Consider the following 19,136-nt stretch of genomic DNA (forward strand, 5'->3'; position numbering starts at 1 on the left):
CCTTCAGGGGGGGACGCCTAGTCAGAAGGTTGGGGAGAGGGCGCCTTTCCCCGTGAACCTCACGAGAGAACACGAACATGACCACCCTGAGCATCGAACCCATCAGCCCGGCCCTCGGCGCCATCGTTTCCGGCGTGCGTCTGGCCGACCCGCTGGACGACGCGGCGCAGCGCCAGATCGAGCAGGCCCTGCTCGACCATCACGTGCTGTTCTTCCGCGACCAGCCGCTGACGCCGACCCAGCAGGCAAACTTCGCCACGCGCTTCGGCGACCTGCATATCCATCCGATCTACCCCAGCTCGCCCGAACAGCGCGAGGTCATCGTCCTCGACACCGCCGTCACCGACGTGCGCGACAACGCCATCTGGCACACCGATGTGACCTTCCTGGAAACCCCGGCGCTGGGCGCCGTGCTGGCTGCCAAACAGCTGCCGCCCTACGGTGGCGACACCCTGTGGGCCAGCGGCATCGCGGCTTTCGAGGCGCTGTCGAAACCGCTGCAGCGGTTGCTCGACGGACTCACCGCGACCCACGACATCAGCAAGTCCTTCCCCCAGGAACGCTTCGGCGCCACCGATGCCGACCTCGCGCGATTGGAGGAAGCTCGCAAGAAGAATCCGCCGCGCAGCCATCCGGTGATCCGTACCCACCCGGTCACCGGGCGCAAGGCGCTGTTCGTCAGCGATGGCTTCACCACTCGTATCAACGAGCTGGAGCCGGCGGAAAGCCGCGCCATCCTCGACCTGCTGTTCGCCCACTTCAGCCGCCCGGAATTCACCGTGCGCTGGCGTTGGAGGGAGAACGACGTGGCCTTCTGGGACAACCGCGTGACCCAGCACTATGCGGTGGACGACTACCGCCCGCAGCGGCGGGTGATGCACCGGGCGACGATCCTGGGCGACAAGCCGTTCTGACTTGATGGGCGGCACCTGTAGGACGCATAACCCGGAACGGGTTATCCGCCGCCGGGGCGGATAACGCCATAGGCGTTATGCGCCCTACGGAATTTTTGTGTAGGCGCGAGCTTGCTCGCGAAGCGCATAACGCCCAACCCGTCGGGGAATCCGTTCGCGAGCAAGCTCGCTCCTACAAGGCGGCAACAGCCTGGAATATCCCGTCATCCCCGTGACTTGCGGCAACAAAGCCGCACCGCAGACCGCATTCGTCGCCATTCTAGGTCGCGGCGGATGGCTCACTGTCCTACGCTTTGGCAGTTCCGCTTTATGAAGAGACTGCCTACATGCAAGAAAGGATTCCCGACGAGTCCAACCTCGCCGAGCTGACGGTTCGCGGCCTGATTCTCGGCGCGCTGATCACCGTGGTGTTCACCGCTTCCAACGTGTACCTCGGCCTCAAGGTCGGCCTGACCTTCGCATCGTCGATCCCCGCGGCGGTCATCTCCATGGCCGTGCTGCGCTACTTCTCCGGCTCCAACATCCTCGAGAACAACATGGTGCAGACCCAGGCTTCGGCCGCCGGCACCCTGTCCTCGATCATCTTCATCCTGCCCGGCCTCTTGATGATCGGCTACTGGAGCGGCTTCCCGTTCTGGCAGACCGCGGCGATCTGCTCCATCGGCGGCATCCTCGGCGTGCTGTACACCATTCCGCTGCGCCGGGTGATGGTGGTGCAGAGCAACTTGCCGTACCCCGAAGGCGTGGCGGCGGCGGAAATCCTGCGCGTCGGCAGCCAGGACGAAGAGGAAGAGAAGGCCGGCAAGCCCGCGAAAGCCGGTGGCCCGGGCCTGCGCGACATCCTCGCCGGTGGTGTGGTCGCCGCCGCCTTCAGCCTGCTCAGCAGCGGTTTCAAGGTGCTCGCCGAAGGCTTCAGCTTCTGGCTCACCGCCGGGCAAGCGGCGTTCCGCCTGTCCACCGGCTTCTCCCTGGCGCTGGTGGGTGCCGGTTACCTGATGGGCATCACCGCCGGCATCGCCATCCTGATCGGCGTGGTCATCGCCTGGGGCGTGGCGGTGCCGCTGCTCTCGGTCAACAGCGTGCTGGCCGCCGGGCAGAGCCTGCCGGAGCTGGCAAACAAGCTTTGGAGCAGCCAGGTGCGCTTCCTCGGCGCCGGCACCATCGGTATCGCCGCACTGTGGACCTTGGCCACTCTGTTCAAACCCATGGTGCAGGGCGTCTGGTCATCGCTCAGCGCCGTCAGCGGCCGTGGTGAAAGCAGCGACCTGCGCACCGAGCAGGACCTGTCGGCGAAGTGGATCGTCACCATTGCCGGCGTTCTCTTGCTGGCGCTGTTCGTGGTGTTCTCCTATTTCCTCGGTGAGGCCGCGCCGGACCTCCATGGCTTCGGCTTCTGGGGCCTGGTGGCGGTCTGCGTGATCTTTGCTTTCTTCTTCGGCTTCCTGATCGCCGCCGCCTGCGGCTACATGGCCGGCCTGGTCGGTTCGTCGAGCAGCCCGATCTCCGGTATCGGCATCATCGCGGTGATCCTGGTGTCGCTGCTGATCCTGGGCGTCGGCTCGCTGGAGGCCGGCTTCCTCGACCAGCAGGGCGGCAAGCTGGCCATCGCCCTGGCGTTGTTCACCACCTCGGTGGTGATCGCCATCGCGGCGATTTCCAACGACAACCTGCAGGACCTGAAGACCGGCTACCTGGTCGGCGCGACCCCGTGGCGCCAGCAGCTGGCGCTGATCGTCGGCTGCCTGGTGGGCGCCCTGGTGATCCCGCCGGTGCTGGAGTTGCTGTTCAACGCCTATGGCTTCACCGGTGCGCTGCCGCGCGAGGGCATGGACCCGAACGCCGCGCTGGCCGCACCGCAGGCGACGCTGATGACGGCGATTGCCAGTGGGATTTTCCACAACGCGCTGAACTGGAACATGATCCTGATCGGCGTGGCGCTGGGGATCGCGCTGATCCTCGTGGACGTGCTGCTGCGCCGCACCGGCAAGGCCAGCCTGCCGGTACTGGCAGTCGGCCTGGGCATCTACCTGCCGCCGACAATCGGCATGACCCTGGTGGTTGGCGCGGTGATCGGCTGGCTGCTGGAAACCGCCCTGGCCAAGCGCGCGGCGGCGGCTGGCAAGGATGTGGAGAAGTTCTCCGACGAGCCCAGGCGCCGGGGCGTGCTGCTGGCTTCCGGCCTGATTGTCGGCGAGAGCCTGATGGGCATCCTGCTCGCCGCCATCATCGGCGCCACCGGTTCCGCTACGCCTTTGGCACTGGTCGGCGAATCTTTCGAGGACACCGCGCAGTGGCTGGGGCTGGTGGTGTTCGTGGCAATCTGCGTGCTGTTCTACCGCAAGGTGCTGACCGGCACCCGCGCCTGATCCCTGGCCGTGATGCGAAAAAGGCGCCTGCGGGCGCCTTTTTCGTGGGGGTACGGGCTCAGCGCACCAGATGCAGGAACTGCAGGTGGCGCTCGTACTGGTCGAGCATGTCGTTGATGATCTGCTCCTTGCTGTAGCCCATCAGGTCATAGTCCTGGCTGCCTTCGGAGAGGTGCACCTCGGCGCGGAAGTAGCGGCGGTTCTTCAGGTGCAGGCCGCCCATGCCGGCACGGGCGAAGGAGGGGGTGAAGTAGCCGCGCATCGAGACCTGGTAGAGGAACGGATGCTGCGCGCCGTGGCCGATCTCCAGGCCGATCTCCAGGTTGCTCAGGTCCAGGTCGGAATCCACCTGCAGGCCCTTCTCGCGAAACACCTCGCAGACCTCGGTGATCGCCGGGGTGACCACGTCGACCATGTAGCGGTACACCTCGTCGCGGGTGGGGAAGTGCACCGCCTGGGAGATGCGCCGCTTCCAGCCGCCGGGCTTGGCCGAGGGCGGCGCCAGTGAATGGGTGCGCGCGCGCTGGCGCTGGGACTCCAGGTAGAAGGCCTTGTGCAGGCCCCACATCATCAGCAGCAGGATGAGCGAGAAGGGCAGCGAGGTCAGCACCACGGCTGACTTCAGCGCATCGATGCTGCCGGCGAACAGCAGGCCGCCGGTGACCAGTGCGGTGGCCACGCCCCAGAACACCCGCAGCCACTTAGGGCCATCGTCGTCGGCGCTGCCGCCTTGGGCGGAGAGGGTGGAGAGCACCACGGTGCCGGAGTCCGCCGAAGTGACGAAGAAGACGAAGCTCACCAGCACCGTCACCGCGATCACCACGCGGCTGGCCGGGTAGTTCTGCAGCATCTGGTAGAGCGCCATCGACGGGTCGGCGATGGCCACGCGGCCCAGCTCGCTGAAGCCGTGATTGAGCACCTGGTCCAGGGCGCTGTTGCCGAAGATCGACATCCAGGCGAGGGTGAAGCCGAGCGGGATGAACAGCACGCCGAAGACGAATTCCCGGATCGTTCGCCCGCGCGAGATGCGCGCGATGAACAGGCCGACGAAGGGCGCCCAGGCGATCCACCAGGCCCAGTAGAACACCGTCCAGCCGCCCAGCCAGTCACTGCCTTCCTGGCCGTAGGCATAGAGGTCGAAACTCTTGGTGGGCAGGGCGCCGAGGTAGTCGCCGATGTTCTGCACCAGGGTGTTGAGCAGGTGCTGGGTGGGGCCGGCGAACAGCACGAAGAGCAGCAGCGCGCAGGCCAGCAGCATGTTGATGTCCGACAGCAGGCGGATGCCCTTGTCGACGCCGGACACGGCGACCAGGATGGCCGCGCCCATCATCAGCGCGATCAGGGTCATCTGCACCGGATGGCTATGGGCGACGCCGAAGAGGAAGTCCAGCCCGGCGTTGAGCTGCAGCACGCCGAAGCCCATGTCCGCGCCCAGGCCGAACACCGTGGCGATGATGCCGAAGCAGTCCACCGTGTAGCCAATGGGGCCGTTGATGCGCTTGCCGATCAGCGGGTAGAGCGCCGAGCGCAGCGCCAGCGGCAGGTTATGGCGGTAGGCGAAATAGGCCAGCGCCATCGCCACCAGGGCGAACACGCCCCAGCCGTGCAGGCCCCAGTGTAGGAACAGCAGCTGCATGGCCTGGCGCGCCGCTTCCGGAGTCCCGGCTTCACCTTGCGGTGGCTGGGCGAAGTGGGTCAGTGGCTCGGACACGCAGAAAAAGAACAGGGTGATGCTGATGCCCGCGGCGAACAGCATGCCGGCCCAGGACAGGTAGCTGAATTCCGGCTCGTCGTGGTCGGCACCGAGCTTGATCTTTCCGTAGCCGGAAAGCGCGGTGACCACCACGAAGATCAGGTACAGCGTCATCGCCATCAGGTAGTACCAGCCGACAGTGTCGGCGGCCCAGGACTGTGCGGCGAGCAGCCATTCACCGGCCTGTTGCGGCTGGGCGATGACGATCAGGGCGAAGAGCAGGATCAGCGCGGCCGCACCGTAGAAGACCGGCGGGTTCATGCGCATGGCGGGGGAGGGTGATACGGACGGGGAGGATTGTGCAACGGACAAAACGGGCGGGGTCCCTCGAAATTTTCCTTGAACAAGCATTCAATGAAAACACGATTGAGCCCGAAAAGGCCAATCCGCGGGACCGATGGTCCCGCCGCCGGCCCTGTGTGAGGGCCGAGCGGAGCGGGTACTGCTTTACTTGCGACGGTTCTTTTTCGCCTCACGGATCTCACGGCGTTCCGGGTCGGCCTTCACGGGCGCGGTCAGGAAAGCGGTGGCGGCGAAGAAGTTGGCAAGAGCGGCAAAGCTGGTCACGGTAGTCTCCAATGGCGCCGGGGAAAATGGGTCCCGACCGCCTGTTAGCCATTTTCCCTGAAGATTGTGACAAAAAGAAGTGAATGGTCTTGATGGAAGGTATTGAGGCGGTCGATGAGACTGCTTTCATGTTGTTTTGCGGTAAATAGTCCTGTTTTTGACTTGTTGCTCAGGATTCCCTCTCGCAAACCTTCAGGTCGACGAAGCCTTTCACTGCGACCATTCGTCGCCAAAGGTGAAACGGTTCAGCGCCACGTCTGACTTCGACGCGATAAACGGCTGTCACCCGCGCGAAACAGGTTGCTGCATAGCACAGTTCCCGAACTAGAGCGTCCTCGAGTCTTAAAACTTGAACGGATGTGCAATATTTCGTGAAAAACATGTGAAATGACTATGGCGATTGACTCGCCGATTCCGTTAGTCTCCCCCGGCAGGACAAAAAACCACCAACAGGGAGCATCTCGAGATGGACTTCAAACGCATCGCCATTGCCACTGCACTCTTCGCTTCGCTGGCCGGTTGCCAGACCATGACCACCAACCAGGCCATCGTTCCGCTGCAGGCCGCTACCGCTCAGATGATCGGTCTGGCCTCCTCCGACGAGCTGGTAGTCAGCGACGTCAAAGCCGGCCAGCCGGATGCCCTGGGTGGCCAGGAACTCTCCTACGTCGCCACCACCACCAAAGGCCGTGTGTTCAACTGCACCTCGCGCATGATGCCGGGCCTGCTGACCGATCCGGCCAAGCTGACCAACCCGTCGTGCACTCCGGTGGTTGCTCACTCGAACACCGCTACCAAGTAAGCCCCAGCAGCATGCTGTCGCCCGTGCGCGCCCTTCGGGGCGCGCTGGCGACTACAGCGCGGCGACTCAGCCGCGCTCGTGCTCCAGGCGTTGCAGCAGCGCACGCAGCTGCGCCTCGACGCCGGGCTGGCGTGCCAGGCGCTCCAGCGTTTCCTCGCTGACTCCCGTTACGCCGCCTGACCCCGCCACTCCACCTGAAAAGTTAAGGTGCTCCGGGCGAATCTCCTCGTCCGGGCTGACCAGCAGGGCGAAGTGGATGACGTTTTCCAATTCGCGAATATTGCCCGGCCACGGATAGCCCTCCAGCGCGCGCTGGGTATCATTGGCGATCTGCGGCACCGGCAGTTCCAGGCGCTGCGCATGCACGCCGAGGAAGTACTCGGCCAGTGGCTGGATATCGCCGATGCGCTCGCGCAGCGGTGGTAGCGTAAGGTTGCCGTCGTGCAGGTACTGCTGCAGCCCTTCGAGGAATTTCCCTGCTTTCACTGCCTGCCCCAGGTCGATGCTGGTGGCGGCGACCAGGCGCACGTCCACCGGCACCGGCTCTCGGGCGCCGACGCGCAGTACCTCGCGCTCCTGCAGCACGCGCAGCAGCTTCTGTTGCAGCGACAGCGGCAGGTCGGCGATCTCGTCCAGATACAATGTCCCGCCGTTGGCCGAGCCGAACCAGCCGGCGCGGCTGCCTACCGGGCCGTTGTGCGCGCCCGGGGCATAGCCGAACAGCTCGGCCTCGGCGTAGTTGCGGCTCAGGGCGCTGCAGCTCACCGCGACGAACAGGCCCGGGCGTTCGCTGGCGCGGTGGATGTGACGGGCCAGCAGTTCCTTGCCGGTGCCCGTCTCGCCGTGGATCAGCACCGGTTGCGGCAGCGGCGCCAGGCGTTCCACTTCGTCGCGCACTTCGTGGGAGCGCGGATCGAAGAACACCAGCGCCTTGGCGCGGATGCTCAGCGGGCTCTTGTCGGCGTCGGGGAAGGTCAGCAGCGGCAGCGGCCCGTGGGGTGCGTTCATGGTGTTTCTCCTTCTGCTTCTACAGCGCGTCCAGCGCCTGCAGGAAATCCTGGACGATATCTTGGCTGTCCTCGATGCCCACCGAGACGCGAATGGTGCCGTCGTGGATGTCCAGCGCGGTCAGGGCCTCGGCGGATAGCGCGCGGTGCGAGGTCTTGCCGGGGTGGGTGATGCTGCTGGCGACGCCGGCCAGCGATGGAGCGAAAGCGGCCAATTGCAGCTCGCCGATCAGCGTGTCGACCTGATCAAGACCACCCTTCAAGGTGAAGCTCAACATGCCCGAATGGCCCTTGCGGAACAGCCGCTGCGCCAACTCGAAGTCCGGATGCGAAGGCAGGCCGGGGTAGAACACGCGGGCCACCTGCGGATGTGCTTCGAGGGCTTCGGCCAGCGCCTGGGCGTTCTGCGAGTGGGCCTTCATGCGCAGGGCCAGGGTCTTCGCGCCGCGGAAATTCAGCCAGCTCTCGAAGGGGCTGGCGCTGCCGCCGGCATTGATCTGGAAGCGTCGCGCGGCGGCAATCCACTGGGCGTCGCCCACCAGCGCGCCGCCCATGGCGTCGCTATGGCCGTTGAGGTACTTGGTGGTGCTGTGGACCACCAGGTCGGCGCCGTCGCGCAGCGGCTGGTAGAGCACCGGCGAGAGGAAGGTGTTGTCCACCAGCAGCTTGAGACCGTGGCGATGGGTGAGGGCGGCCAGCGCCGGCACGTCGCTCACGCGCACCAGCGGGTTGGAGGCGGTCTCGGTGTAGATCAGCTTGGTGCTCGGGGTGATCGCGGCTTCCACCGCCGCCAGGTCGTTGAGGTCGAGCAGGGTGGAGGCGATGCCGAAGCGGGTCAGCTCCCTCTCGATCAGGCTTTGGGTGGTGCCGTACAGCTCGCGGCTGGCGATCAGGTGGTCGCCGGCGCCCAGTACACCCAGCAGCGCAGCGGAAATGGCCGCCATGCCGGAGGCGGAGAACAGTGCGTCCTCGCCGCCCTCCAGTTCGCGCAGCAGCTCCTCCACGGCGCTGTGGTTGGGGTTGCCGATGCGCGTGTACATGTAGTTGTCGGGGTTGCCGGCAAGGAAGTCATCGACCTGTTCCAGGGAGTCGTAGACGAACACCGAGCTCTGGTAGATCGGCTGGCTCTTGGCGCGGGTGATCATGCGCCGGTCGGCATCGTGGCCGGCATGCACGGAGCGGGTGGAGGGGCCTTTGGCGTGGTCGCTCATGGCAGGTCCTTGGGAAAGAAAAACGCCGGTGGAACCTGCCCACCGGCGTCGAAGCGGGTGCGCCCAAGGCGCGCCCAGCGTGGGAGTCGTTGCGCCCGACAGTCGGCCGGGCGACGGATCAGAAGGCGGGCACCACGGCGCCGTTGTACTTCTTCTCGATGAAGGCTTTGACTTCCGGGCTGGTCAGGGCGGCGGAGAGCTTCTTCAGCGCATCGCTGTCCTTGTTGTCCGGGCGCGCCACCAGGTAGTTCACGTAGGGCGAGTTGCGGTCTTCGAGGACCAGCGCGTCCTTCACGGGGTTGAGCTTGGCTTCCAGCGCATAGTTGGTGTTGATCAGGTCCAGGTCGACCTGGTCCAGCACGCGTGGCAGCAGGGCCGATTCCAGCTCCTTGAACTTCAGGTGCTTGGGGTTCTCGGCGATGTCTTTGGGGGTGGCCAGGGCGTTGCTCGGGTCCTTGAGCTTGATCACGCCGGCCTTCTGCAGCAGGAGCAGCGCGCGGCCGCTGTTGCTGCCTTCGTTGGGGATGGCAACGGTGGCGCCGTCAGGCAGCTGGTCGATGGACTTGTACTTCTTCGAGTAGCCGCCGAAGGGCTCGACGTGCACGCCGGTCACGGTGACCAGGTGGGTGCCCTTGCCGGCATTGAAGTTGTCCAGGTACGGCTTGGTCTGGAAGTAGTTGGCGTCCAGGCGCTTCTCGGCGACCTGCACGTTGGGCTGCACGTAGTCGGTGAAGACCTTGATCTGAAGGTCCACGCCTTCCTTGGCCAGGGTCGGCTTGATCAGCTCGAGGATCTCGGCGTGGGGAATCGGGGTGGCAGCGACGACCAGCTTTTCGTTGGCGAAAGCGGAAGTGGTGAAGGCAGCGGCGAGGGCGGTCAGAAGCAGCAGCTTTTTCATTGCGGATGTCCTTGTGGGGCAGATGACCGCTGGCGTCCGGGCCGGCCGGGATGGGGCCTTCGTACGGGCGGTGGATTCTTTTCCGCGGCTCATTCGGCAGCGGTTGCAGTGAAAGCTACCCGGTCTTGTTATTCCAATAAAATATTAATTTTTCATTTTCATATTCGATTTTGTTCATATGGCGGCCAGTGTGCGTCCTGGGACAAGCTGTCGCGCGACACCCCGTCGCGCGGCAACCCACCACGCCGGATTGCGCGGGGCTGCGGCGTAATATCTCTTTGCTTCATTGAGCGGCGTCAATGCGCAATGCAGGCCATTCTGTCTGTAGCGAAATGAAGTCGAACCGGCAGCAGACCGGCGGGCTCGAAAACACGTCACGCAAGAACGCCCTGCGCATGCGCAAGGTACGGTGCCCGGCCCTTTACGTGAGGCCGGCGTCAGCCTGAAAGAGGAATCGTCATGTTCGGATTGGAGGCGCTCGACCTGGCTCGGATCCAGTTCGCCTTTACCGTGTCCTTCCACATCATCTTCCCGGCCATCACCATCGGCCTCGCCAGCTACCTGGCGGTGCTCGAAGGCTTGTGGCTGAAGACCGGCGATGAGGTCTACCGCGATCTCTATCACTTCTGGTCGAAGATATTCGCCGTCAACTTCGGCATGGGCGTGGTCTCCGGCCTCGTCATGGCCTACCAGTTCGGCACCAACTGGAGCGCATTCTCGGCGTTCGCCGGGAGCGTTACCGGCCCGCTGCTGACCTACGAAGTGCTCACGGCATTCTTCCTCGAAGCCGGCTTCCTCGGCGTCATGCTCTTCGGCTGGCACCGCGTCGGCCCGGGCCTGCATTTCTTCGCCACCGTCATGGTGGCGATCGGCACGCTGATCTCGACCTTCTGGATTCTCGCCTCCAACAGCTGGATGCAGACCCCGCAGGGCCACGAGATCATCAACGGCATCGTGGTGCCGGTGGACTGGCTGGCAATCATCTTCAACCCGTCCTTCCCCTATCGCCTGCTGCACATGGCGATCGCCTCGTTCGTTGCCACCGCCTTCTTCGTCGGCGCCTCGGCGGCCTGGCACCTGTTGCGCGGCCGCGACAACCCGGCGATCCGCAAGATGCTCTCGATGGCCATGTGGATGGCGCTGATCGTCGCGCCCATCCAGGCCATGGTGGGCGACGCCCATGGTTTGAACACGCTCCAGCACCAGCCGGCGAAGATCGCCGCCATCGAAGGCCACTGGGACAACAGTGAAGGCGGCCCGACGCCGCTGATCCTGGTCGGCTGGCCTGACATGGAGCGCGAGGAAACCCGCTTCAAGATCGAGATCCCGGTACTGGGCAGCCTGATCCTGAACCACAGCCTGACCGAGCCGATCCCGGCACTGAAAGACTTCCCGAAGGCTGACCGGCCCAACTCCACCATCATCTTCTGGTCGTTCCGCGTCATGGTCGGCCTGGGGCTGCTGATGATCCTGATCGGCGTGTGGAGCGTCTGGCTGCGCTGGCGCAAGCGGCTCTACGCGAACCGCGCGTTCCTGCACCTGGTGCTGTGGATGGGGCCGTCCGGCCTGATCGCGATCCTCGCCGGCTGGTTCACCACCGAGATCGGTCGCCAACCCTGGGTGGTGTACGGGCTGATGCGCACCTCCGATGCGGTGTCCAATCACAGCGTCACGCAGATGAGCCTGACCCTGGTGATGTTCGTGCTGGTGTATTTCACGCTGTTCGGCGTGGGCATCGGCTACATGATGCGCCTGGTGCGCAAAGGCCCGGTCACTCACGAAGGCCGCGAAACCAGCCACGGCGGTGCAGGCCAGAAACGCACCCCGGCCCGGCCGCTGTCGGCGGCCGAAGAGGGCCTGGAAGATGGCGACAGCGACAGCCTGGAAGGGAGGAACTGAATCATGGGCATCGATCTTCCGCTGATCTGGGCGATCATCATCATCTTCGGGATCATGATGTACGTGGTCATGGACGGGTTCGATCTGGGCATCGGCATGCTCTACCCGTTCTTCAAGGACGAGAGCGACCGCGACGTAATGATGAACACCGTCGCTCCGGTCTGGGACGGTAACGAGACCTGGCTGGTGCTGGGCGGTGCGGCACTGTTCGGCGCCTTCCCGGTGGCGTATTCGGCCGTGCTCTCGGCGCTTTACCTGCCGCTGATTCTGATGCTCGTCGGGCTGATCTTCCGCGGCGTGGCCTTCGAGTTCCGCTTCAAGGCGCGGGCCAACAAGCGTCACCTGTGGGACAAGTCGTTCATCGCCGGCTCCTTGGTCGCGACCTTCTTCCAGGGCGTGGCGCTGGGCGCCTTCATCGAAGGCATCCCGGTGCAGAACCGTGCGTTCGCTGGCGGCGCGCTGGACTGGCTGGCGCCGTTCCCGCTGTTCTGCGGCCTGGGCCTGGTGGTGGCCTACACCCTGCTGGGCTGCACCTGGCTGATCATGAAGACCGAAGGCAAGCTGCAGGAGCGCATGCACGACCTGGCGCGCCCTCTGGCGCTGGTACTGCTGGCCGTGATCGGTGTCGTCAGCCTGTGGACCCCGCTGGCCCATGGCGAGATTGCCCAGCGCTGGTTCAGCCTGCCCAACCTGTTCTGGTTCCTGCCGGTGCCGCTGCTGGTGCTGCTGACCTTCTACAGCCTGCTGCGTTCGGTGGCGAACAACGACCACGTGAAGCCTTTCGTGCTCACCCTGGTGCTGATCTTCCTGGGCTATAGCGGTTTGGGCATCAGCCTGTGGCCGAACATCGTGCCGCCGTCGCTGTCCATCTGGGACGCTGCCGCACCGCCGCAGAGCCAGGGTTTCATGCTGGTCGGCGCGCTGTTCATCATCCCCTTCATCCTCGGCTACACCGCCTGGAGCTACTACGTGTTCCGCGGCAAGGTGAAGCATGGCGATGGCTACCACTAGAGGTGCGCGCGATGACTCATGAAGAGCAGGAGAAAGCACCGCTGCGCAAGCGGCTGGGCTGGCTGGTGCTGATCTGGGTACTGAGCGTCGCCGCCCTTGGCGTGGCGGCCTGGCTGATGCGCCTGTTCATGAGCGCGGCGGGGCTGGGCACGCCGCACTAGCCCGCGCAATCGATCCCATCCGGGCGCCGTCCCCCGGCGCCCGTTCCCACCTCCCTCGCACGGTTTCGTGCGGGGGATTTTTTTGTCCAGATTCGGGATTGTTTTTTGTAGGAGCGAGCTTGCTCGCGAACAGGAATTGCCGGCTAACGCCGTCTTGCAGCCCTGCACCGAACGGTCCCCTCTCCCTTCAGGGGGAGGGCTAGGGAGGGGGCAGTCGCCCTAACATCGGGACATCGCTGTATTTCCCTCTCCCCAACCCTCTCCCTGAAGGGAGAGGGGGCGTCCGTGCCGGCTGATGCTGTCGTTCCATCCTGCGCCGATCGGTCCCCTCTCCCCTTGGGAGAGGGCTAGGGTGAGGACAATGCCTCGCACCAATGTTCGCGAGCAATCTCGCTCCTACAGAGGCGGCGCTCGGGAGCGATCAGTGCAACGTGTCGCGCTTGGCCAGACTTGGGAACAGCTTCATCCACGCGCCAGTGACGATCAGCGTGCCGACCCCACCCAGCACCACCGCCGGCACAGTGCCGAGCCAGTGGGCGGTAAGGCCGGATTCGAACTCGCCCAACTGGTTCGAGGCGCCGATGAACAGGCCATTCACTGCGCTGACCCGGCCGCGCATTTCATCCGGGGTCTCCAGCTGCACGAAGGCGCCGCGGATGACCATGCTGATCATGTCCGCCGCACCCAGCACCACCAGCACCGCCAGGGAGAACCAGAAGGAGGTCGACAGGCCGAAGGCGATGGTGGTGACGCCGAACACGCCCACGGCAGTGAACATGATCCGCCCGACGTTGCGCTCGATGGGGAAGCGCGCCAGCCAGAACGACATCAGCAACGCGCCCACCGCCGGGGCCGAGCGCAGCAGGCCCAGGCCCCACGGGCCGGTGAGCAGGATGTCCTTGGCGAACACCGGCAGCAGCGCGGTGGCGCCGCCCAGCAGCACGGCGAACAGGTCCAGGGAGATGGCGCCGAAGATGTCCGGGCGGCTACGGATGAAGCGAATGCCCGCCAGCAGCGATTCCAGCGTGGCCTTGCCTTGCGCGGCTGGCGCCTGGCGCGAGGGCAGGGTGAGCACCAGGGTGCAGGCGATGAAGTACAGCACTGCCGTGGGCGTGTAGACCCAGAAGGCACCAAACGCATAGAGGAAACCGCCGAAGGCTGGCGCCGCGATGGTCGCCGCCTGCATGGCCGAGGCGGATGCCGCCACGGCGCGGGGGAACAGCGCGGTGGGCACGATGTTCGGCAGCAGCGCCTGGGTGGTCGGCATCTCGAAGGCCCGTGCGGTACCGAGCAGGAAAGCCATCACGAAGATCATCTCTCGCGTCACGTTGTCGGTGCTGGCGCCCACCACCAGCGCCACCGCGATGAGGCCCTGGCCGATCTGGCAGAGCGAGGCGATGCGCCGGCGGTCGTAGCGGTCGGCGACGTGACCGGTGTGCAGCATGAACAGCACGCGCGGGGTGAACTCCACCAGTCCCACCAGGCCGAGATCGAGCACGTTGTGGGTCAGCTCGTAGATGTGCCAGCCGATGGCCACGGTGATCATCTGGAACGCGCTGGCGGTGCAGACGCGCGCCAGCCAGAAGGCGAGGAAGGGGCGGTGGCGCAGCAGGGACGTGGCTTCGGCGCTCATGTTCAGGGCTTTGTCCGGAGGGTTCGTTAGGGGGCTAAGCAAGGGCTGCGCAGCGTAGCACGGCGTAACACTTTTCTGCTGGTCGTCGGCGGATTGCGCTATTGGCGAATAGTCTCGACCCGTCGACTAAAATTTTCATCGCCGCGACAAGCTGCCCGATTGACTTTGCTTCGCACTATTGAGGTGCGTTAAAGTTGACAGAAGAGTCAGGTTTTACTGCAGGATCCTTTCTCCGGCGCCATCCCCGAGACGCCCGCGATTGTGCGGCCCCCGAACTCTCCCCAGCACAGAAAAAACACCATATGGGCGGCCTTCACCGTCCCAAGGATGAACCATGTCCAACCGTGATATTTCCCGGCGCGCCTTCCTGCAAGGCGGGCTGATTGCCGGTGTCAGCGTGACCATGGCGCCGCTCGGCAGCCGGGCCTTCGCTGCCCTGATGGAGAACTCCGTCACCGTCTCCCCCCAGCAGTGGATGGGCCACGACGGCAAGGCGCGCTTCCGTAACGACGCGCTGTCCAAGGTCTGCGGCAACAAGGTGTTCGCCCGCGACATCCGTTCCAAGGACATGCCCGGCTGGCCGCAGCAGCAGGGCCACGCCATGCTGCTCAAGACCATCAAGGCCGACCGCATCTTCGACGGTATCGACCTCGCCTGGTTGGGCGCCGACCTGCAGCCCGACCGCATCGTCACCGCCGAGGACCTGGACAAGGACGGCATCGTCTTCCCCGAAGCCCACGCCCCGGACCCGCTGCTGCCGCGTGGCAAGGTGCCGATGTTCATCGGCCACCCGGTGGCCATCCTGATCTGGAACGACTTCGAGCGCTTCCGTCAGGCCAAGCTCAAGATGAAGTTCAACGACAAGGCGATCCGCTACGGCGCGCAGGCGCCGCTGTACCAGGGCGATCCCTACGGCAGCTTCCGCTACGTGCGCGTCGGCGGCGCGACTTCGGCCGATCCGGACGAGTTCTCCAGCCTCAAGGACTCGATCCTGTTCCCGATGATCCGTGAGCGCAAACCAGTGTGGAACCAGCAGCCCAACCAGCACGGCGACCTCACCGAGCAAGGCCTGTTCTACGCGCAGAAGATCAAGGAGCAGATCGAAAACCCGCCGGAAAACTGGCTGGTCTTCGACGAACGCTACAAGACCCCGTCCATCGAGCCGGCCGCCATGGAGCCCGACAACGGCAACGGCTGGTACGACCCGGCGAGCAAGACCCTGCACTTCGTGGTCGCCACCCAGTGCCCGTTCGAGGCGGCCTACGAGACGGCGCACATGATCGCCCCGTCGCGCTTCGGCCTGGCCAGGCTGAACATGCACCCCGGCTACACCGTAGGTTACGGTTCCAAGGACCACAACATCTTCGTCTTCTACGCGGCCCTGGCTGCGCTGTACGGCAACGGTGTACCGGTGCGCTTGGCCAATGACCGCTACGAACAGTTCCAGAGCGGCATCAAGCGCCACCCGTTCGACATCCGCTACCAGCTCGCGGTGGACAAGAAGGACATGACCTTCAAGATCTTCCGCACCGAAATGAGCGTGGACGGCGGCGGCCGCATCAACTACAGCCCGTCCGTGGCCGCGGTGGGCGCCACCGCCGCGCAGTCGATCTACTACATGCCGCAGAACGACCTGCAGGTGACCGCCTACCATTCCCGCGCCGTCGAGGCCGGCTCCATGCGTGGCTACGGCACCCTGCAGAGCATGGCCGCCACCGAGATGATGGTGGACGAGATCGCCGGTCGCCTGGGCGTCGACGCCATCGAGCTGCGCCGTGTCAACGCGCTGAAGTCGGGCATGAAGAACACCCAGGGTGCGATTCCCGCCGGCGCCCTGCGCCTGCACGAGATCCTCGACAAGGCCGCCGCCCATGAGTGGTGGAAGACCCGCGACGCGCGCAAGCAGTCGATGGACGCCAAGGACCCGGACCACTGGTACGGCGTCGGTTTCGCCATCTGCCAGAAGGATTTCGGCACCGGTTCCGAAGCGCCCATGGCGAGCATCGAGTTCGATGCCCAGGGCAAGGTGCACATGCGCCACATCGGCATCGAGATCGGCACTGGCATGTCCACGTCCCAGGCGCTGGTGGCGGCCGATTTCCTTGGCAAGCCGGCGGACGAGATGAAGACCGCCGAGACCGAGTGGCCGGAGCTTCAGCTGCTCAGCGGCGAAGACCCCTACACCATGAGCCAGCCCACCCAGGACGAGAAGCTGCGCAACCCGCGCTGGGTCGGCAAGTACGCTTCGGCGTCGTCGGCGACCAACTCGGCCTACTACTTCAGCCACGCCACCCGCGAAGCGGCGCGCGTGCTGTTCAACCACGGCCTGTGGCCGGCGGCCCTGGAAATCTGGCGCCGTGGCCCGTTCAACGGCGCCGCCAACCCGCTGGTGGTGCGCCGCGAAGACGCCCATTGGGTCGATGGCAAGCTCACCGCCAACGGCCTGGAGCCGCTGTCGTTCGCCGAGCTGGCCCAGGTCGCTCACGAAAAGGGCCTGGTTACCGGGGCCACCGTCCACGGCTTCAACCGCTGGAGCTGGGCGGAGTGCGATTTCGTCATCGACGGCGTGCGTGACCGCCTGCCCCTGGACGCCCTGGCCGTGAAATACGGCGACGGCGCGCCAGGCGTGAAGAAGGCGCAGATGAACAGCGCCGGCTTCCACCTGCTGGATCGCCAGAACGTGGCCTACCCGCCGGTGCAACTGAACAATGCCGCCGTGACCTACTACAGCCCGGTGGCGACCATCGTCGAGCTGAAGGTGAACAAGGGCAACGGCGAAGTCACCGTGCTCAACCACCACAGCTGGATCGAGTGCGGTCGCGTACTGGTGCCGGAATTGGTGAAAGGCCAGATCGAAGGCGGCACCGCCATGGGCATCGGCCATGCGCTGCTGGAAGACATGCCGCTGTACGAGGGTGGGCCGGGCGAGGGCGACTGGAACTTCAACCGCTACCGTCTCCCGAAGGCGAAGGACGTGGCCGTCTGGCAGCAGAGCTCGGAAATCCTTCCGCCGCTCTCGCCCAGCGACCCGTCCAAGGGCATCGCCGAAGTGGTCATGATCCCGGTGGTCGGCGCCATCGGCAACGCCGTGGCCCATGCCATCGGCAAGCGTGTCCGCGACCTGCCCATAACCCCCGCTCGCATCAAGGAGGCCCTCAATGGCTAACCGTCCGCTCAACCTGACCCTCAATGGTCAAACCGTCGGTCCGGTCGAGGTTCCCGAGGACCTGCCGATGATCGACTACCTGCACGAATACCAGAACCTCACCGGCTCGCGCCTGGGCTGCGGCCAGGGCATCTGCCACGCCTGCGTGGTGATCGTCGACAACCCCGACGGCACCAGCGAGGAAGTGCGCACCTGCATCACCGGCGCGCACTACTTCGAAGGCAAGAAGGTGCGCACCATCGAGGGCCACGCCAAACGCGAGGCAGACGGTTCGGTGAAGGAACTGAATCCGATCCAGCAGAAGTTCGTCGACCGTTTCGCCTTCCAGTGCAGCTACTGCGCACCGGGCTTCGTCAACGCCGCCACGGTGCTGGTGGAAAAGGCCCAGCGCCAGCCGCTGAAGAAGAGCGAACTGGAGTCGACCATCGAAGCGAGCCTCGGCCACCACATCTGTCGCTGCACTGGGTACGTGCGTTACTACGACGCCACCCGCGAAGTGCTGACCGATCTCGGCCTGGTCAAGGAGGGCTAAGCATGCAGCGTATTCTTTCCGGCCTCGCGCTGGCTGCCGGCCTCGGCCTGGCGGTTAGCGCCCAGGCGGCCGACCAGGAGCTGGTCAAGCGCGGCGAGTACGTCTCCCGCGCCGCCGACTGCATGGCCTGCCACACCGCCGAGGGCGGCGCGCCGTTCGCCGGCGGGCTGCCGATCCACTCGCCATTCGGCACCATCTACGGCAGCAACATCACCCCGGACAAGGACTTTGGCATCGGCAACTACAGCGCCGACGACTTCTTCGCCGCCCTCACCGAGGGCAAGCGCAAGGACGGCGCCAACCTCTACCCGGCCATGCCCTACACCTCGTACCACCTCATCAAGCGCGAGGACAGCGATGCCCTCTACGCCTACCTGATGAGCCAGACGCCGGTGCACCGCGCCGCGCCCGAAACCCGCCTGGGCTTCCCGTTCAATGTGCGCCTGGGGCTGTCGGGCTGGAACATGCTCTACGGCAAGAGCGTCCAGCTGGAAAACACCGAGGGCAAGAGCGACGCCTACAAGCGCGGCCAATACCTGGTGGAAGTGCTCGGCCACTGCGGCGAGTGCCACACCCCGCGCAACCAGATCGGCGCCCTGCAGCAGGACAAGCGCCTTACCGGCGGCCTGCTCAACGGTTACAGCGCCCCGAGCCTGCTGGCCCAGGACCTGGCCGAGCGCGGCTGGACCAGCGCCGATCTCACCGGCTTTCTCAAGCACGGCATGAGCCCCCAGGGCAGCATGTTCAACGAGATGTTCCCGGTGATGCACCTGAGCACCCAGCACCTCGGGGACGAGGACCTGACCGCCATGTCCACCTACCTGCTGGGCGATCAGCCGCCGCAGGCCAAGGTGGTCCAGGCAGTCGCCCAGGACCAGCTCAGCGACAGCGCCAAGCGCGGCCGCCAGCAATACCTCAACGTCTGCGCCGGCTGTCATGGCAACGACGGCGAGGGCAAGCCGCACATCGCGGTGGCGATGCAGGGCAACACCACCCTGCGCCTGGCCGATTCGCGCAACCTGGCCAAGGTCATCGTCGAAGGCATCCGCGAGCAGCAGTTCACCGGTTTCGAGCGCATGCAGCCGATGCCGGGCTTCGCCGACAAGCTCAGCGACGAGCAGCTCGCCGACCTGATCAACTACCTGCGTCAGGCCTGGGGTGGCTTGCCGGGCGACATGGGCGTACAACAGGTGGCTCAACTGAAGTCGGAGTAAGC

General features: G+C 65.2%; 14 protein-coding genes. 9 read left to right on the forward strand and 5 right to left on the reverse strand.

The annotated features are described in order from the left end of the window. Positions 1–77 precede the first annotated feature (77 nt). Both tauD and C167_RS0122950 read left to right on the forward strand, forming a co-directional pair. Entirely contained in the window at positions 78–914 is an 837-nt protein-coding gene (tauD, locus tag C167_RS0122945; RefSeq protein WP_017520650.1) for a taurine dioxygenase, read from the forward strand. Between the two features lie 326 nt (positions 915–1,240). Then, entirely contained in the window at positions 1,241–3,280 is a 2,040-nt protein-coding gene (locus C167_RS0122950; RefSeq protein ID WP_017520651.1) for an OPT family oligopeptide transporter, read from the forward strand. Positions 3,281–3,338: 58 nt separating this feature from the next. Here the strand turns inward: C167_RS0122950 and betT are convergent, their stop codons facing one another. After that, positions 3,339–5,294 carry a choline transporter BetT gene (betT, locus tag C167_RS0122955; RefSeq protein ID WP_051167991.1) on the reverse strand — a complete coding sequence of 652 codons (1,956 nt, stop codon included), beginning with the start codon at positions 5,292–5,294 and terminating at the stop codon, positions 3,339–3,341. Between the two features lie 772 nt (positions 5,295–6,066). Between betT and C167_RS0122965 the strand changes: the two genes are divergently transcribed. Beyond that, positions 6,067–6,402, forward strand: a complete 336-nt coding sequence (locus C167_RS0122965) for a hypothetical protein (RefSeq protein ID WP_015478994.1) — start codon at positions 6,067–6,069, stop codon at positions 6,400–6,402. Positions 6,403–6,468: 66 nt separating this feature from the next. Here the strand turns inward: C167_RS0122965 and C167_RS0122970 are convergent, their stop codons facing one another. The 3 genes from C167_RS0122970 to C167_RS0122980 form a co-directional block, all read right to left on the reverse strand. Beyond that, positions 6,469–7,410 (reverse strand): sigma 54-interacting transcriptional regulator, encoded by a 942-nt coding sequence (locus C167_RS0122970; RefSeq protein ID WP_017520654.1) that lies wholly within the window; start codon positions 7,408–7,410, stop codon positions 6,469–6,471. Between the two features lie 19 nt (positions 7,411–7,429). Continuing rightward, on the reverse strand, positions 7,430–8,620 hold the full coding sequence (locus C167_RS0122975) for a trans-sulfuration enzyme family protein (protein ID WP_017520655.1): 1,191 nt from the start codon (positions 8,618–8,620) through the stop codon (positions 7,430–7,432). A gap of 118 nt (positions 8,621–8,738) precedes the next feature. Continuing rightward, positions 8,739–9,518, reverse strand: coding sequence for a MetQ/NlpA family ABC transporter substrate-binding protein (locus C167_RS0122980; RefSeq protein WP_017520656.1), 780 nt, complete (start codon positions 9,516–9,518; stop codon positions 8,739–8,741). A 459-nt stretch (positions 9,519–9,977) separates the two neighbouring features. Here C167_RS0122980 and C167_RS0122985 point away from each other — a divergent pair, with 459 nt between their 5' ends. From C167_RS0122985 to C167_RS32900, 3 genes are read left to right on the forward strand one after another with little or no spacing between them, the layout of a single operon-like run. Next, entirely contained in the window at positions 9,978–11,417 is a 1,440-nt protein-coding gene (locus C167_RS0122985) for a cytochrome ubiquinol oxidase subunit I (protein WP_017520657.1), read from the forward strand. Positions 11,418–11,420: 3 nt separating this feature from the next. After that, the gene (gene cydB / locus C167_RS0122990) at positions 11,421–12,428 is read left to right on the forward strand and encodes a cytochrome d ubiquinol oxidase subunit II (RefSeq protein ID WP_017520658.1); all 1,008 of its coding nucleotides are present in this window, start codon (positions 11,421–11,423) and stop codon (positions 12,426–12,428) included. 11 nt (positions 12,429–12,439) lie between these two features. Then, positions 12,440–12,589, forward strand: coding sequence for a DUF2474 domain-containing protein (locus C167_RS32900; protein WP_017520659.1), 150 nt, complete (start codon positions 12,440–12,442; stop codon positions 12,587–12,589). Between the two features lie 421 nt (positions 12,590–13,010). Here the strand turns inward: C167_RS32900 and C167_RS0123000 are convergent, their stop codons facing one another. Next, complete coding sequence (locus tag C167_RS0123000) at positions 13,011–14,222, reverse strand: MFS transporter (RefSeq protein WP_017520660.1); 1,212 nt, start codon at positions 14,220–14,222, stop codon at positions 13,011–13,013. Positions 14,223–14,556: 334 nt separating this feature from the next. Between C167_RS0123000 and C167_RS0123005 the strand changes: the two genes are divergently transcribed. From C167_RS0123005 to C167_RS0123015, 3 genes are read left to right on the forward strand one after another with little or no spacing between them, the layout of a single operon-like run. Next, the gene (locus C167_RS0123005) at positions 14,557–17,388 is read left to right on the forward strand and encodes a xanthine dehydrogenase family protein molybdopterin-binding subunit (RefSeq protein ID WP_017520661.1); all 2,832 of its coding nucleotides are present in this window, start codon (positions 14,557–14,559) and stop codon (positions 17,386–17,388) included. Next, positions 17,381–17,920, forward strand: a complete 540-nt coding sequence (locus C167_RS0123010; RefSeq protein WP_017520662.1) for a (2Fe-2S)-binding protein — start codon at positions 17,381–17,383, stop codon at positions 17,918–17,920. The genes C167_RS0123005 and C167_RS0123010 overlap by 8 nt, the downstream gene beginning before the upstream one ends. Positions 17,921–17,922: 2 nt before the next feature. Beyond that, positions 17,923–19,134, forward strand: a complete 1,212-nt coding sequence (locus tag C167_RS0123015) for a cytochrome c (RefSeq protein ID WP_017520663.1) — start codon at positions 17,923–17,925, stop codon at positions 19,132–19,134. The last annotated feature ends 2 nt before the right edge of the window (positions 19,135–19,136 follow it).

Source organism: Pseudomonas nitroreducens TX1, assembly GCF_000313755.1.
GTDB classification, from domain to species: Bacteria; Pseudomonadota; Gammaproteobacteria; order Pseudomonadales; family Pseudomonadaceae; genus Pseudomonas; species Pseudomonas nitroreducens_A.